Source organism: Providencia sp. PROV188 (genome assembly GCF_027595165.1).
GTDB classification, from domain to species: domain Bacteria; phylum Pseudomonadota; class Gammaproteobacteria; order Enterobacterales; family Enterobacteriaceae; genus Providencia; species Providencia lanzhouensis.
Map to the genome: position 1 here is coordinate 471,308 of NZ_CP097291.1, position 16,758 is coordinate 488,065.

Annotated in this window: 15 protein-coding genes; 3 read left to right on the top strand and 12 right to left on the bottom strand. The window is 44.9% G+C overall.

Annotation, left to right across the window (positions count from 1 at the left end):
- Window positions 1-94: 94 nt before the first annotated feature.
- From modD to M5X66_RS02105, 5 genes are read right to left on the bottom strand one after another with little or no spacing between them, the layout of a single operon-like run.
- On the bottom strand, window positions 95-940 hold the full coding sequence (gene modD, locus M5X66_RS02085; RefSeq protein WP_154634464.1) for a ModD protein: 846 nt from the start codon (window positions 938-940) through the stop codon (window positions 95-97).
- Window positions 937-1,755: a class I SAM-dependent methyltransferase gene (locus M5X66_RS02090; protein ID WP_154634465.1), complete on the bottom strand. Its 819-nt coding sequence runs from the start codon at window positions 1,753-1,755 to the stop codon at window positions 937-939. The genes modD and M5X66_RS02090 overlap by 4 nt, the downstream gene beginning before the upstream one ends.
- An 11-nt stretch (window positions 1,756-1,766) precedes the next feature.
- The gene (locus tag M5X66_RS02095; protein ID WP_154609811.1) at window positions 1,767-2,534 is read right to left on the bottom strand and encodes an ABC transporter ATP-binding protein; all 768 of its coding nucleotides are present in this window, start codon (window positions 2,532-2,534) and stop codon (window positions 1,767-1,769) included.
- Window positions 2,531-3,535 (bottom strand): FecCD family ABC transporter permease, encoded by a 1,005-nt coding sequence (locus M5X66_RS02100; RefSeq protein ID WP_036955349.1) that lies wholly within the window; start codon window positions 3,533-3,535, stop codon window positions 2,531-2,533. The genes M5X66_RS02095 and M5X66_RS02100 overlap by 4 nt, the downstream gene beginning before the upstream one ends.
- Entirely contained in the window at window positions 3,532-4,563 is a 1,032-nt protein-coding gene (locus tag M5X66_RS02105) for an ABC transporter substrate-binding protein (protein ID WP_036955537.1), read from the bottom strand. Before M5X66_RS02105 ends, M5X66_RS02100 begins: the two co-directional genes overlap by 4 nt.
- A gap of 194 nt (window positions 4,564-4,757) precedes the next feature.
- Between M5X66_RS02105 and gntR the strand changes: the two genes are divergently transcribed.
- From gntR to gntU, 3 genes are all read left to right on the top strand, one after another.
- Complete coding sequence (gene gntR, locus M5X66_RS02110) at window positions 4,758-5,753, top strand: gluconate operon transcriptional repressor GntR (protein ID WP_036955346.1); 996 nt, start codon at window positions 4,758-4,760, stop codon at window positions 5,751-5,753.
- 215 nt (window positions 5,754-5,968) lie between these two features.
- Window positions 5,969-6,511, top strand: coding sequence for a gluconokinase (gene gntK, locus M5X66_RS02115; RefSeq protein ID WP_036955343.1), 543 nt, complete (start codon window positions 5,969-5,971; stop codon window positions 6,509-6,511).
- On the top strand, window positions 6,508-7,866 hold the full coding sequence (gene gntU / locus M5X66_RS02120; protein ID WP_036955341.1) for a gluconate transporter: 1,359 nt from the start codon (window positions 6,508-6,510) through the stop codon (window positions 7,864-7,866). Before gntK ends, gntU begins: the two co-directional genes overlap by 4 nt.
- A 91-nt stretch (window positions 7,867-7,957) precedes the next feature.
- Here the strand turns inward: gntU and M5X66_RS02125 are convergent, their stop codons facing one another.
- The 7 genes from M5X66_RS02125 to M5X66_RS02155 all read right to left on the bottom strand — a co-directional run bounded on the left by M5X66_RS02125 (window position 7,958) and on the right by M5X66_RS02155 (window position 16,737).
- Window positions 7,958-9,184, bottom strand: a complete 1,227-nt coding sequence (locus M5X66_RS02125; RefSeq protein ID WP_270103834.1) for an SGNH/GDSL hydrolase family protein — start codon at window positions 9,182-9,184, stop codon at window positions 7,958-7,960.
- Window positions 9,135-10,319, bottom strand: a complete 1,185-nt coding sequence (locus M5X66_RS02130) for an SGNH/GDSL hydrolase family protein (RefSeq protein WP_270103835.1) — start codon at window positions 10,317-10,319, stop codon at window positions 9,135-9,137. Before M5X66_RS02130 ends, M5X66_RS02125 begins: the two co-directional genes overlap by 50 nt.
- Complete coding sequence (locus tag M5X66_RS02135) at window positions 10,306-11,724, bottom strand: MBOAT family O-acyltransferase (protein ID WP_154636930.1); 1,419 nt, start codon at window positions 11,722-11,724, stop codon at window positions 10,306-10,308. Before M5X66_RS02135 ends, M5X66_RS02130 begins: the two co-directional genes overlap by 14 nt.
- A gap of 410 nt (window positions 11,725-12,134) precedes the next feature.
- Window positions 12,135-12,941 (bottom strand): protein bax, encoded by an 807-nt coding sequence (locus M5X66_RS02140; RefSeq protein ID WP_036955332.1) that lies wholly within the window; start codon window positions 12,939-12,941, stop codon window positions 12,135-12,137.
- Between the two features lie 471 nt (window positions 12,942-13,412).
- Window positions 13,413-14,564 carry a DUF4056 domain-containing protein gene (locus M5X66_RS02145; protein WP_154599657.1) on the bottom strand — a complete coding sequence of 384 codons (1,152 nt, stop codon included), beginning with the start codon at window positions 14,562-14,564 and terminating at the stop codon, window positions 13,413-13,415.
- Window positions 14,564-15,709, bottom strand: coding sequence for a BamA/TamA family outer membrane protein (locus M5X66_RS02150; RefSeq protein ID WP_036955326.1), 1,146 nt, complete (start codon window positions 15,707-15,709; stop codon window positions 14,564-14,566). The genes M5X66_RS02145 and M5X66_RS02150 overlap by 1 nt, the downstream gene beginning before the upstream one ends.
- Entirely contained in the window at window positions 15,709-16,737 is a 1,029-nt protein-coding gene (locus tag M5X66_RS02155; protein ID WP_036955323.1) for a hypothetical protein, read from the bottom strand. Before M5X66_RS02155 ends, M5X66_RS02150 begins: the two co-directional genes overlap by 1 nt.
- Between the last annotated feature and the right edge of the window lie 21 nt (window positions 16,738-16,758).

Sequence of the window (16,758 nt, forward strand, 5' to 3'; positions counted from 1 at the left end):
TTATTTTTATATAACGATGGGCGTCGCTTTTGCCATAAAACACCATCCCGCGGTGAGCCGCAGGATAAGGTTTTAAATCTATGTATTTGGGTCGTTAAGATTTAAATATCTGTACTTTGATGTCTCTCGGGTTTGCGTAATAGGGAGCTGAAGTGATCAACAGAGGAACACCCGCTTGGGCGAAACTTTCGATAGTTTGCAAGTTAACGCCACCGGCAATGGATAATCGGCAGCGGGATTTTTTCTCATTCACCAAGCGTTGTAATTGCTGAATCTGCTCCACAGGAAGTTTATCCAGCTGGACAATATCGGCGTTGGTATCAATGGCAAGCAGAGCTTGCTGATAATCATCGGCTTCAACGATGATCTGCTTCTCAGGCGCGGCCGCTCGTAACGTATCGACATGAGATTGCCAATCATCGGGATTTGTAAGGCAGTTGCGATGATTGGTAAACAGCAAGATAGTTTCTGCGCTGCCAGCACGATGGACAATGCCGCCACCAGCGAGGATCGCGGTTAACGCAAGGGGCTTGGTCGCGGGAATGGTTTTCCGTGTGCAAGCGAGCTGCCCATTAGGGTGATATTTTTTTAATATCGTGACCATTTGATGGGTGTAGTGACTGACGCCACCGCACCATTCAAGGACATTCTGGACTGCCTTCCACCCTTGATGCAGTGCTTCAACCGAGCCAGACGCGTTAATCAAGCGGCTTTGTGGCTCCACAATATCTCCGTCACGAAATAGGCATTCACTGCGTATGCCCAGCTTTGTGAGCATACGCTGGGCGATATCCAACCCGCTTACACAGCCGCCAAGTTTCGAGGTAAAGGTCATGGTGCCTTGCTGGGTGTGTAAGCCAAGTGCGCGGCTGGTGAGATCCCCATACTGGATATCATCGAGAAGCAGCTGGTCAATTAGGGTGTCAGGCAAGTAAATCATAATGTCAGTTCCGCTTCATCCACCACATCCCATGAGACCATCGCCCAATCGCGGGATGGGAACGGCAGGGCTTTACCATCGGCGGTTTGTTTCTCGTAGTAAGCGCGCAGCTTTTCAGTTTCTTCTTCGGTGAGATCTTTGAGCGACCAGTTTACGCTGTCGATAAATGCATCCACGTTATCGAATCCACCTCGATTTGGACTTTTAATAAAGTCGACACGGGCATGGATCCCCATTTGATGCAGGACATTCACGGCATAGATATAGGTTGGCAGGCTAACCACTTCGCGCCCAATTTCACGGATAATTTTCTCATCAATAAATGTCGGGTTAACGGTGTGAGTGGTATACACGCGCAGGTTAGTTTGGCGGTTGAGTTTTAACATCGCAGCTTTTAAGTCATCCACGAGGGTAGAGCGGGAGGCCACCGAAATATCGGCTTTTGGTAAGTCGTCCCAGCTATCTTCCCACGCAAGGGTTTTAAATTGCGCATTGGTGACATTCATCTCTTTGGCGCGAATATTGGCCATTTCGAGCATACCTGCACTGTAGTCAATGCCGGTGACAGATTGAAATTGGTTAGCGAGATAAAGGCTAATAGAGCCAGGTCCACATCCCACATCCAGCAAGGTTTTTGCACCCGTAAAATCCATTAATTGGCGAAAGCGAATTAAGTATGGGTCGTTCGGATTGGCACAGTTTTGCGCCATTTGGTGGGCTTTTTTATCCCAATGTTCTGGTTCTTTGCGTGTGCGTTGGGCTTGTTGCATATGCTGCTGATACATCGCGGCAAAATCGAGTTGGTGAATAAGCATGATCCCTGACCTTAACAAGTAAAATTGAGTGGAAGCTGAAAATGCGCCGTAATACTCGGTGCATCGATATTATAGAGTTCTGCCAAGTTAGTGAGCGTTAACATACTTTGAGTCGAGCCTTGCCGTGCCTGCTGTTGTTTGTTTAATAAAATCACATGGTCGGCAATGGCAGCGGCATGTTGGGGGTGATGGGTGGACATTAACACCGTGATCCCATGCTGCTTCAGTGTTTCGATATGCTGTAACAGCCGAATTTGATTGCCAAAATCGAGGCTGGCTGCGGGTTCATCCATAATCAATAACTTGGGTTTTTGGACTAAGGCTCTGGCAATTAAAACCAGCTGCTTTTCTCCCCCGCTGAGGGTGCTATACAAGCGCTCTGCAAGGTGAGCAATGCCAAATTGGGTCAATTGCTCCATGGCACTGACTTTCTCTTTTTCCCCCGGTACGCTGAACGCTGAGAGATAGGGGGTTAGCCCCATCATCACCATATCGACCACCGAAAACGTAAAGGGCGTATCGTGAGCTTGGGGTACGTAAGCAATCACTTTCGCGATATCTCGCTGTTTCAGCCGGCTGATGGATTGCCCTTGCAAGCGTATATCCCCATCAATGGCAGGAAGTAACCCTAATAAGGTTTTCATTAAGGTGGTTTTTCCGCACCCATTCGCGCCCAGCAAGCAGGTCATCTCACCTTCAGGTAAATGCAGGTTAATGCCTTCAATAATGGCTTGGCGGTGGTAGCCGATCGCCACATTGTCTAGGGTTAAAATACTCATTTAACCCGCCTTGTTTGTAGCAAAATGGCTAAGAAAAAGGGTGCGCCCACGGCGGAGGTTAAGATCCCGAGCGGTAACTCAATGGCTGCAATGGTGCGAGCTAGCGTATCGGTGATCAGCAGTAAAATAGCGCCGATAGCCATTGCTGCAGGGAGCTGATAGCGGAAGTTAGCACCCACTATCATTCGCGTAATATGGGGAACAATCAATCCTACCCAGCCAATAATGCCAGCTATCGACACGGTGCTGGCGGTAATCAGGGTTGCGCTAACAATCAAAATGGTGCGATTGAGTGTGACATTTACGCCTAAACTTTTGGCTTCTTCATCGGATAAACTTAGCAAATTCATGCGCCAACGCAGCATCAATAATGGCACGAAACCCACGATCATAATGGGCAACACTGACCATAAATCTTGCTGAGTAATGGAAGATAATCCACCGAGTAGCCAGAACGTAATAGAAGGAAGCTGCGTGTAGGGGTCGGCTAAAATTTTCATTAATGAGATGGCGGAGCCGCAAATCGCACTGACGGCAACCCCAACTAGAACAAGGGATAGAATAGGATCGTGCTGGCGGGCTAGGCGAGCAATCAGATACACCACCGCCACCGTGATAAGCCCACCCACAAAAGCAAACAGTTGGATAGAAACCAGAGATTGTCCGAGAAATATCCCTAAAACAGCTCCGACGCCCGCCCCTGCGGAAACGCCTAAAATATCAGGGGAAACGAGAGGGTTACGAAACATACCTTGATAAGCCGCGCCGGCAATCGCTAGCCCGCCGCCAATCAAGATGGCGGCTAAGACGCGTGGAAAGCGAATTTGCCAAAATACCGTATTGCTACGAGGATCATCGACGGGCGCTTGAGTAAACAAGTGATAGAGCTCTTCCAAGGTTAGTGAGTATTTACCACTGGTTAATGCCATCAGAAAACAGAGTAGCAAAATAGCCATCAATAATAATGGCTTAGTTTTGGTATTGAGCCAGCTCGCCGTCATGACCTTTCCATTAGTAAGTCGACCTGCTCTTGAGTGAGCGATGAATGGTAGAACAGCTCAAAAAATTGTCTTAGATCGTGAGTCATCGTCTCTTCAACCGCTTTATCAAAGTGACTTTGTAAGCGTCTCATGCCCAGTAAACGGTTGATCCCTGGTGGACCATCTAACCAACCGAATGGCATCCCACTGAATACGAACAGGTTATTCGATGAGATGGCTTTGAGTCCTGCCCATAATGGCGAGCGAGTAATTAATTCAACAGATTCATCATATTGGGTGATGATAATATCTGGCTCCCACTGGTACAGCTGTTCCATGGAAACATCGGTCAAACCGTGGAATCCATCGATGTCCACCACATTACGAAAACCGAGCATTTCGATGGCTTCAGTATGAATAGAACCTTTTGTGCCGGTTTGTAGTCCTTTTGCACCTCTGGCGAGGTAAAAACTGAGGGGTTTTTGTTGTTGAGTCAGTGCAAATTGCTGCGCATTGCTAAGATAGCGTTCTGCTACCATACTCAGTTTTTCAGCTTGCTGATTAACATTCAATAGACGACCAAGTTGACGCAGCTGTTGCGGAGCATCAATCAGCTTACCATCCATCAGCAAATACGGGATCCCCGTTTGTTTGGCGACTTTTTCCGCTTGGGAACGGTAGGTTTCATCGATATTGCCAGTATCGAGGATCAAATCAGGGTGATAAGCCAATAATTGTTCAAGGGATAACGTGCTACCTCGTCCCGCAAGACGACCATAAACAGGCAAATTCATCCATTGTGGCGCAAATAGTTCACTATTCCCTTTTTTCAAGTTAATCGAGGCAAAACCCACCATTTTTTCTGGGGTGAGGGCAAACATCAGTAAGTCTGCGGGCGGACCCGCCGTGATCACCTTTTGAATGTTACCATTTGCAGGTAAAGTACCGAATAATGCCTCTGCGACAGGGCTGCGACTAAATGCAGGTAAACTGTAGTATGCCGCAAGGACAGCGCAGGATTGGATAAAATGTCTTCTGTTCATTGCCATAATTAACATCGTTATACTTATATTTATATAGCGCGAAAATTAGCGAAGTCAGGCAACAGAGTCAACAGTAAAAATGAGATAGCACTGAAAAGTCGATGTTTCTGTGATTTAAAGCAATATCAAGGATTGATATCCACTGGCAGATCGCAGAACATAGCGAAATATAACGGCGTATTATAGATAATCTGGGATATATGAAGAATAAAAGACCTTCTTTGCAAGATGTAGCCGACCGAGTCGGTATCACAAAAATGACGGTGAGTCGTTTCCTGCGAAATCCTGAGCAAGTTTCAGAATCCTTGCGTGGGAAAATTGCCAGTGCAGTGGAGGAATTAGGCTATATCCCAAACAAAGCGCCTGATATTTTGTCGAATGCCACAAGCCACGCCATCGGCGTTCTATTGCCATCATTAACTAACCAAGTTTTTGCCGAAGTGATCCGCGGTATTGAAGCCGTCACCGACAAACATGGTTATCAAACCATGTTGGCGCACTATGGTTATCGTGCAGAAAAAGAGGAAGAGCGCTTAACTTCGTTACTTTCTTACAATATTGATGGCGTGATTTTAGCGGAGCGTACCCATACCGAGCGCACCCTGCGCATGTTAAAAACGGCGGGGATCCCTGTCGTTGAAATTATGGACAGTATTTCGCCTTGTTTTGATGCCGCGGTAGGTATTGATAACTTTGAAGCGTCTCGCCAAATGACGCAGGCGATGATCGACCGTGGCTGCCGAAAAGTAGTCTATTTAGGGGCGAGGCAGGATGAGCGGACAATCATCCGTTTGGAAGGTTATGAAAAAGCCATGCTCGATGCCAAACTAACTCCGCGTAATTTAATGACTCAAGAGAGCTCCTCTTATTCTCTTGGCGCACAATTACTTCAAGAATGCCGCGTAAAATACCCCGATACTGATGGGCTATTTTGTACCAACGATGACTTAGCCATCGGCGCGATTTTTGAATGCCAGCGTTTAGGGATTAATGTCCCCAATGATTTGGCTATTTCGGGCTTCCATGGACACGATGTGGGACAGGTGATGACACCGAAATTAGCCAGTATCTTAACCCCTCGTGACCTTATGGGGCGCAAGGCGGCAGAAGTGCTGCTGGCAAGGATGCGCGGTGAAAAATTAGCACAGAAAAAATTCGATGTTGGTTTTAAGTTACTAACTGGTGAAAGTATCTAGTAAGGTTGCATCGAGTCAGCAAAACATTATTGCGATTACCATCACAATTCCGCTGTTTTCTTCACCTATCTAATTGCTAAATAAATATCCACTAGCAATAATGTTACCCGCAACCTGTTACCGGTAACATCCAGCCAGGGCACCGGAATAACAACCTAAATTAAATTTCAAATCTAGAATTAAATAACCTCTTTTCAACACCCGAGGAGTTTCCTATGAGTGATACCCAAAATCAAAACTACACATTTGTCTTAATGGGGGTATCGGGTAGCGGCAAATCCGCAGTGGCGAGTGGCGTTGCTCAGCAGTTACAAGCTGCCTTTTTAGACGGGGACTTTTTGCACCCGAAATCCAATATTATGAAAATGGCATCTGGACATGCACTGAATGATGATGACCGTCGTCCGTGGTTAGAAGCGCTGAACGGTGCCATTTTTGCAATGCAAAGAACCAATCAGGTTTCTCTGGTTGTGTGCTCTGCATTGAAAAAGAGTTATCGCGATATTCTTCGTGAAGATAATAAAAATCTCTATTTTATCTATCTGAAAGGCGATGCAGCAGTGATTGAAGAGCGTTTAAGAGCGCGTCGTGGTCATTTCTTTAAACCAGAAATGTTGAAATCACAGTTCGATACACTGCAAGAACCAGATACCCAAGAAGCCGACGCTTATGCGGTTGATATCCGTCCTGCGCTCAATGAGGTTATCGACAATACCTGTGCAACCATTCGTCAAATCATGACGGGAGATAAAGCATGAACGCACCAGTAGAAACATTAAGTACCTTAACATTGGTACTGACCGCCGTTGGCTCGGTGGTATTATTGCTATTTTTAGTGATGTACGCGCGTTTACACGCTTTTGTAGCGTTAATGATTGTGTCGATTGGCGCGGGTCTATTTTCTGGTATGCCAGTCCAAGATATCACTGCAACCATGCAAAAAGGGATGGCGGGAACCCTGGGATTCCTTGCTATCGTCGTCGCCTTAGGTGCCATGTTCGGTAAAATCTTGCATGAAACGGGCGCTTTGGATCAGGTTGCTCATAAGCTATTAGACCTTTTCGGTGAAAAGCGCGCGCATTATGCGGTGGGGATCGCCGGTTTAATCTGCGCACTGCCATTGTTCTTTGACGTGGCTATCGTGCTATTAATCGGCGTGGTATTTGCGGTCGCAAACCGTACTGGCCACAACGTAGTTCGCTTAGCAATTCCTCTGTTTGCTGGTGTGGCAGCAGCGGCAGCCTTCCTGTTACCGGGGCCAACACCAATGCTGGTGGCGTCGCAAATGGGTGCAGATTATGGCTGGATGATCTTAATTGGTCTGTGTGCGGCTATCCCGAGCATGATTTTAGCGGGTCCACTGTTTGGTAGCTTTATCAGCAAGTTTGTTAGTATTGAAATTCCTGCTGACTACCAAGCACCACAAAGCACTAACGGCAAAATGCCAAGCTTTGGCTTCAGCTTAAGCCTCGTGTTGTTCCCATTACTGCTGGTTGGTTTAAAAACCATCGGGACTCACTTTGTGGAAAAAGGCTCGAATCTAGAAAACTGGTTAGAGTTTATTGGTCATCCATTTACTGCATTATTACTGGCATGTTTGCTGGCAATCTACGGCTTAGGCTTCCGCTACGGCATGGATAAAGAGCGCGTGATGGCGGTCTGTTCCGCAGCAATTCAACCTGCGGGTATCATCCTGTTAGTGACTGGTGCGGGTGGTGTATTCAAACAAGTGCTGGTGGACTCAGGTGTAGGTCCGGCATTAGGTGATTCGCTGATTGGTGCAGGTTTACCGATTGCTGTCGCGTGTTTCGTCTTAGCGGGTGCGGTGCGTGTTATCCAAGGTTCTGCGACTGTTGCTTGTCTAACGACTGTTGGTTTAGTCCTGCCTGTTATCGGTGAGCTAGGTTACTCTGGCGCACAACTGGCTGCATTAGCGATTTGTATCTCTGGTGGTTCATTAATTCTGAGCCATGTGAATGACTCCGGTTTCTGGTTATTCGGTAAATTTACAGGTGCAACTGAAGCTCAAACCTTAAAAACGTGGACTATCATGGAAACGATTTTAGGAACGACGGGTGCGATTGTTGGGATGATTTTCTTTACCTTCCTCTAAAACTGATTTCTCTCTATCTCTTCTGTAAAAAACAAAAGTCAGCTTACTTAGGTAGGCTGACTTTTTTGTATGTGAAGATAACGAAATAGGTTTATTTCAACATCTGATTAAACTGGCTATATAAAGCCTGTGCGCTTTTCTTATAACCATCCGCAGAGAAATGCACATTATCAGGACGGGCTAAACCTTGTGATGCCCATGCGCGGATAGAGCAAGGCCCGCCCATGTTCGCTTGCCAATCCCAAAACAGCGTATGTTCCTGAGCGGCAATGTTTTTCTGAATACGGATCACATCCATCAAATTCACCGGCATCTGTGCGCTACAACCCGCCGCATTACTGAATTTAATTGAGTCGCTAGGCCCCACTAGCATAATCACGGCATTAGGTGATTGCTGGCGGATCTGACGAATTTTATCCCGTAGATTTTGTTCGTAAGCCACTAAGTTCAGTGTGTCATTAAACGCTTCATTGGTGCCGAAGGCTAAAATCACCATATCTGGCGACATTTGAGCCAGCGTGGCGCTCCACTGTGGTTGCCACTTATCCAGCATGTTGATGGTCGCACCGTTTAAACCGATAGCAGATAACATCACACCGGGTTTATTCGAACGGACTAACCATCCACCCACTTTGAGATTACTTGTTGTTCCAACTGACACAGTTGATGGCAATTGCGTGCTCACTGGCGCAGAGAATTGCCAGCTATTTCCCGTGGCAGGTAAGGCAACTGTCGAAGATGAGGATGGCGAAACCTGCATCTGGGCACCATTCGAGCTTTGGTACAGTGCTTGTAAGCGATAACTATTTTGGACAGGCTGCAACGGTTTTAATAACACATTGCTCTTGCTACCTTGTGGCTCCGCTATCAATCCACCTAACGGGTAGTCAAAACGCTCGTCTTTGCGGCTACTGGAAAGTGACCAATCTGACTTATCACTGACGCGATTAATGGTGGCGGTGCGTTGACCCGGTACCGAAATTGGCGGTACAAAACCAGGACCTGCATCTCCATAACGTTGTTGGAACAATGCTCTTAATTCACCAGTGAAAAAATCTGCGGCCGTGTGTGAATCCCCTATCTGAACGATATGGACTTGTTGACCACCTTGGCGCAGTTTAGACGCCAATTGACTTAAATTGGGTTCACCGTTATTGACTAACTGCCCTTGCTCTGTAGGCGCTTGCCACTGAGTTTGCGACGTTTTGCCGCGTTTAGTATCAGGGGTTTGACAAGAGACTAAGCCTAATGACAGCAGGGTAATAACACTAGCTGTGAGTAGCTTGCTCTTGATCTGATTCTGGTTGTTCAGTTTCATGAGGTTCCTTGTCTTCCTCTTCGAAATGGATCAGTGAAAATACGCTTTCGGCAATCATTTGTTGCCCTTTACCACTGAAATGGATCCCATCACCACTGCGCAATTTTATAGCATTGCTACCATCCCCAATATAGTCGGAATAGTCGTCATTTTTATATTTAAAGACGTCATTAGCAGAAATGTACATTTCGCCATACTTCGCAACTTCGGTTTGGTAGAGACCGCGTAGGAACTTCATTCCATCGGAGAGAGTGTTTTTACGCATATTCGGTGGACCCACCCAAATCACATCGACATGATGTTGGCGTGCGGTGGAAAGAATTTCACTGATACGCGAACGATAGGTTTGCTCCCACTCTTCACTCTTGAATTTCACATACTTATAGCCCGATTGTGGTGGCATATCCCACGGGTCATTAGGACCTAAAAATACCACTAAGACTTTAATTTTCGGGTTATCGTTCAATGCTTTGGCAATGGTATCTGGCCAGTTAAAGAATTTAGGGTACGCGAGACCGGTACTCTGCTTACTTAAGTTAATACTCTCAATATTATACTTTTTCAACAGCATGTTTTTAACATGGGGAGCGACGCCCTGCATCATGGAGTCCCCAGCAAACAAGACTTGATCCCCTGCAGCAATATTGGCTATCTGTTTTTGAACAACAGGTCCTTCAGGCTGCGCAATAGTCACTCCTGCAAAGGTTCGACCTGAAATTTTAGCGCGAGCTTGAGGGCGTTTTAATAACTCAGGGAATGTGACCGATAAGCTCTCTGCGGGATGAATATAACCATTAACAAAGTGTAGCCCGACACGGAAATCTTGTGGGAAAACTAACGTTTCGTGGTTAGCGGCCATTTGGGCGGCAAGTTTATCTTCAGCGGCTTTTTGTCCAGATGCGTGATAGGCAAAAGTTGCCCCTGCTTCTTGGACACCATCATGTAACGCGCTCCCGTAATCCCAGACAGGGTTTCCACTGATTTTCGCCCATGGGGTATCTTGGTGATACTTTTGCTGCCAGAATCGCTCTAAGGAGCTTTGGTTTAACCAAATCAGTAGCAAGCCAGTGATGATGACAATCAGCACCACTTGTCCGGTTTTTTTCAGGTTATTTTTAAACTCAGAAGTTAGCATAGATAAATCCTGGCATTCCTGAAGGTGAAAGCATAAACATAATCGTCAACACGATGGCTAATGGGATTGGGTAATAGTACCAAGCGATATCTTGATATTTCTTGGCAACATACTGGTAGCCTTGAACGAAATAAGGGTAGGCGAAGAACAGTAACCAGAATGCAATCAGCAAGCCGAGGTTCGCGCTAATTGAGGCGATAAATCCAGGCTCAATAAATTGATTGAGCATCACCAGAGCATCATCAAACGATGGGCTACGGAAAAAAATCCATGCAAAGCAGACAAAATGGAAAGTCAGAATTCGTGCAAGTAATTTTGAAACATGGGCGTTGGGAATTAAGTGGGTTCTCCCCAGTTTTTTCATTAGCTCAGTTTTAATATTAAAAATTACCGTCCCTAAGCCATGAATTGCGCCCCAAATAACAAATGTCATTGCAGCACCATGCCACAGACCCGAAATTAACATTGCGGTTAATACGTTGATATTTTTGCGTACAAATCCTTTGCGACTACCACCTAATGGAATATAGATATAATCCATGATGAAGGTCGATAAACTGATATGCCAACGTTTCCAGAAATCTTGCAAGTTAGTGGCTAAATATGGGGCATTAAAGTTAAGTGGCACTCTAAAGCCTAATAGTAACGCAATCCCCGTCACTAAATTGGTATAACCGGAGAAGTTAAAATAGATATTCCACGCGTAAGCGTAGGTGGCAATTAATATTTCCCCTGCACTAAAGCCTGCGGGAGCATCAAATACTGGATTAACGTAGTTTTCAGCGAGGTATGAGCTGAATAGAAACAGTTTTACCAGTGCTAAGCTAATTAACAAAATGGCGCGGCGAGAGTCGAGAATAACGCGGCTTTCAGCTTGGATTTGCGGTAAAAAGTTTTTTGCACGGTTAATTGGACCCGCAACGATACTTGGGAAAAAAGCCAAATATAATACGACGTCAAAAAAGTCGGCTTTTTCAATTTCTTTGCGGCATACAGAAACGGTATAGCTGACGGAATGGAAGGCGTAGAAAGAGAGCCCCAATGGTGCCAACAGTTCCAGTACAGGCAGTCCAACGCTAAATCCAAACTTATCGAGGGTTTGCTGAATAGTTTCCTGGAAAAAAGAATAATATTTAAACGCAGTAAAGCAGCCAATGATCCCGATAGCTAATAACGAATATACCCATCGATTAGATAACCAAACCGTTGCCCAGTTGGTGAGAAAATAGATAAATAACGTGTAGCCAAACAGAATATAGGCAAAGTCAGGGCTAAACGAGTAGACAAAGAAATAACTTGCTGTGATGAGCAACCCATTCTGCAATTTAGAGCTGGGTTGGCAGCCCCAATAAATAAGAAAAAAAACTAAAAAAGAGCCAAGAAACTCAAATGAGAAGAAATTCATATTAGACTCAGGTGTTATTTGTTATGGGTGACCATGATATTTATTCTTCCTCGGCTTGCAATCAGAATTTCGTCATATTTCGCGCCGTCGCGGTGTTGTCATCGTATTGCCACCCTAGTCACATACTTGTGTATGCTCCTAGGGATATCAATCCTCGACGCCTAGCGACAACACGAACTATTTAGAAATTCAACCGTAGATGAATTTTTCTTACCCAAAAAACCTAATGATTTAGAGTAAATCGGGGATAGGGAAAATAAGTTATACAAGACTCAAGACTCAAAGTTTAAGAAGTATAGCTGGGGCGGGGTGGGTTGTCATATTTCGAGTGGATGGGAAAACGTGCAAAAAAAATCCACTTTCGAAAAAGTGGATTTTTATACTGTGTACCTGGTGTGTAGATACTAAAATTAGCTGCGAGTCGCTGCTCTTTGTTGAGCTTGTGTAATCAATTCTTCGTTGCTCGCGTACATCTCTTTCAAATAGCGGTTATATGATGAACCTAACTCTGAGTACCCTTTCATATCGTTAATCAGCTTGACGGAGTCTAACTCATCTTGTGATTGACGCTGTTTAGCACGCGAGTGACGTAAAGACTCATACGCGTTATGGGTATTCATATTCTTCATATAGGCAGTCACTGTTGCTTCAACAGAAGCGTAAGCTGAGTAGCCTTTGATCTTTCCTTTGCTAACTTGGCAACCGCTACCACAGCGCATACCAAATAAATTTCCGTTTTGTAGAGCAAGCTGAGAAGTACCCCAACCAGACTCTGTAGCCGCTTGTGTCGCAACTAAATGCGTTGGCATGATGTCTACACGACTTAACAGCTTATCCCAATTAATACGTTTTGGGTTGCTGCAACTGATGCCATAACTATCGCAGATCTGGGTTAGGCGACGTAGCTCTTGGGCGCTCCATTTGGTGTTCGTGCGCACGGAAAGCAGCCAGTTACGCTCTTCCATAATCTGTTGATTGACTTTTTCAATCACCGGGACAATCGTTTTCAAAAACGCTTTCTTACGTGGAGTACCAGACGGGTATTTACGCATATCAGGCAGTGGTGTTTCTGCTTGATTTGAGTTTTGTGCCGACTTCAGTGTGAAGTCTTTTTTAAGCATCGTACTGGTACTGGTGGAGCCAAAACTGAGGCCCGAAAACAAAAGTAAAAATAAGAAAGCGAAGACGGCGTTTGTCCCCATCGTTCGAGAGGGCATTTGCTTCTCCTATGTTTCTCTGAACAAAAATCGAGCGAATGGTAGCAGAATAATTTTTCACGAGCTACCTTTATCCGACTCACATTAGGTAAATTTCTGTATTAGTATGTCATTAAGTGTTGATTTATTTTAAATTAATGATTTTATATTAAAAATAATTGCGTTATTTATATTTTCAATGCTTTATTTATCAATTTTTGTTTTTGATTTCATCTTGCAATCATCTGATTTAAGCTAAATTAGATTGATTTTCAAACAATTAACAGGTGTATTGTAGGGTTATTATGCTTAAAAAATAACCGATCAGTGGTCTAAATTTTAAACAAAATGGGGTGTTTCGCATTTTATGAGTGGTATTGGTTGTTAAAAATACAGAATCAAAATCGACTTTCAATGTGTGAAAAGGACAAAAAAAATGCCGTTTTTTGACCTTTTGCCTCAGCCAAATATTACTATTAGTCGACGACTTTTTTAGTCGTAGAATGGCACGGTTTGCTGTTTCTGATCTTCAATTTTTGCATTCTCCGCGAGCCGTTTGAAATCATCAACTGTCCAATATGTCTCTGGGATAGGAAGTTGTGCCATATGATCGGTGGGTACTAAGCGAAACTGTGCGAGAGAGGATAATGCAAATCCTGCATATTCCGACGGCAAACTGAGTTTCAGCCCCAAAGTCGCTACAGCTTGGGTTGGTAAAAACGGATAGCGGCTATCGGTGGTGTCATAATCGCGTGTGAGCACTAAAAATTTATCTGGAACACGCTTCGCACTATTCCACCAAAGCCCATCAATTTTGTTAAATGCATCGCGAGTTAAGGGTTTTTCTTGAGCCCCAAGTTGATGTAGTGCAATGGGAAGCAGTGCTTCGAGAGATTGCGAGAATATCGCAAGTGACTCAGCACGACCTTGTAAAATCAGCGAACTTGCTAGTCTTGCTCCCACTAAGTTGGAATATAAGTCTTCGGGAGAGAAGGCAGATATCCCCTCCGAAAAGCCAGGAACTGATTGATAGCCATACCATTGTGCAATTTCATGCCAAGCAGCTAACTGAAATGCAAGTTTAGCTGCCAGATAAGTACTTAACGTATAGCGCTCTGCGGGGGACGCAGGTGGTGTAAAGGCTGAAAAATGGATTTGTCTGCTCGCGAGTTCATCGCTGAGGGTTAGTGTCCACTCTTCACCAAGTTTTGGGTAAATCTGGCTAAAGAGATATAACGTATAGTCGGCGGTATCTCGAACATGTGCAATATCAATAAATCCGCCATCTGTGGTATAGATAAGCCCCACTTTTTCGTTACTGATCCCCATTAGACCTGCGGTGGCGCCCAAGTAACTATCATTATAATGGTGCTCACCAAGATTATCGGCTTCCACTATGTTGTCGATGGTATAGAAAGGTACGGGGATACCTGCCACTTCCGCTTGCAGGTTATAGCCAAAAGCACAGCAGGCTCGAAGTCCTTGAGGGGCTTTGAGATCTTGTAGAACAGACCACGCTTTAGATGCTTCCTCGTTGGAAATCGTATCTAGATTAAGGTTCGCCGCAGGTAAGTTCAGCTCCTCGCGAGTTTGGCAGGCGACGAGCATAAGTAAAAAACATGAAGTTATTAGCAGCTTAAACATTAAAAAGACTCACCAACTTGGAAATAGACGCCCGTACTGTTGCGACCAACACCAAAATCCAGTCTCACATTCATCCGAGGCTTAAATTCAAAACGATAGCCTACACCGGCACTTGGTAGCCAGTGTCCAGCACCTAATTCTGAGGGAGAGTCGCTCATGGTCCCCGTGCCTAACCAGCCAACAACCCCGTGCCGCCAGTCTAATTTATGCCGTAACTCGATTTGACTAGTAAAAATATTGTTGTCCCGATAGCGCCCTTCATAGTAACCCCGCATGCGGTTACTGTTACCTAATAAAGAAAGCTGATTCCACGGCACATCTCCCGTGGTAAAGCGGGCATAGTTATCAACGGCTACGACGGTTTTTTCTGTGAGCTCATGGTAATAGGCATACTGCAACTGGGTCGCTTGAAAACGGGTATCACTACCGAGGTTCGGTGAAAAATAAGTATAAATAACCTCAAGTGTTTGCCCATGGTGTGCGTTGGGTAAAAAGTCTCGGGTGTCATAGCTATAGTAGGCGCTGACGCCTGAACTGATAACCGAACGCCCGCCAACTGATTGCGAAAAGTAAGCTTTTGCGCCTTCATCGGGATCGCTGGCATTGATCGACGAAAAATTCCAACCTAGTCCCACATAGGTGGCATCGGTTAGCTTATATAAAGCCCTTGGGGTAATTTTGAACTCTTGGGAATGGTATTTTTCTTTATTGCTCTCTTTTTTACCCGCTGCGTATCCTTTACCCCAATAATAAGTTGGTACATTATTGATGGTGCCAGATACAAACAGTCGCCATTGGTCGCTATCTACAAAGTTGTAGTTAGTGAAGTTGAGTCCAAAAGCCCCTGTGGATGATGCAAAACCACTTAATCCAATCGAAGAGGGCTGGGTTTTGGTGTCTTGTTTGTCGAGACGATATAAACCCACTAAAGCGGTTCCGACACCTAACCCCATTTCAGGAGTATAGAAAGGCCCCGGTAAGACGCCCCAGTCGATAGTTTTGGATTCATCAAAGCTGTTTTCGCCCCCAAGCTCGCTGAGCCAACCATCAATTTGCTCACGTTCAGGAAGGATTTTCGCTTGCGAGGAGAAGGCAATGATAAGGCTGAGCAGTGTCAGCCTACGCAGGTGTTTCTGTTGTAACATTAAAAACGGAACTCGCCTGAAATAAAGAAGCTGTTACGGTTATTAAAGCCCACTTCGGTCAGAACGTTAAAGTTACGAGTTAACTCAACGCGAGCACCGACGGTATTATTCCATTTATGGGCAAGGTGTTGTTCTACATCGAACTTAGTATCAGCGGGCGCTAAAGCCATCCATTTATTTAATTCGGGTGGTAAATCTAAATTACTAATATTACCTTTAAAGCGCTGAGTAATATCTTGGTACATGGCACCTGTCCAGACTTGGACTTTAGTATTACCTTGACCAGAAATGAGCGGCTCAAAGACAAACTCATAGCCAATACGAGGAGTAATGACTAAGGCTTTAATATCCCCATCAATAATATCGAGATTGGTTTTTGTATAGTTGATATCTAAAGTGGAGAAAAATTGGTTATAACCTCCAGCGAAGGTCACTCCTCCCCCATAAGATTTACCATCATAATCTAATTCAAATGGGAGGTTCTTACCGATAGGGATTGGAACATTTTGGCCAAATATTTTAACATTAGCTTCAACATTTGTTAGGTTAGTTGTTGATGTTCCTTTAGTTTTCCCATAAACACCATAGACATTCATAAATGGGAATATCCAAGTATCCAGTTTTAACATTTGAGATTGGTTTTTGCTGCGGGTATGCCCTGTCTCTATTTTTAAATCTTTATTCATGTCGAATTTAACAAATGGCATTCCAGGAACTTTGACCTCTGAATTTGTATGAAAGCCAATCTTGTCCACTACAACATCCTGACGCAGATTCATATAGCCATAACTGACACCAAAAGGTTCTGGTAAGTCATAACCTCGAGCGCGTGCTTCATCTCCCCAAATAGGCAATACACGGGATTCAGTCGTGGATGAACGCGTGACGCCGCCTTCGCTATTATTTTTAGGGACTCCAGATTCGCTCATGCTTAATGAAAATAGTGGTGTGTCACTATCGGCAAAACTGGCAGGGATAGCCAGACAAGAGGAAAGTAGCAGCGCTGCGCTGTATTGAATGCGTGTCATAATGGACTCAATGATTAGTAG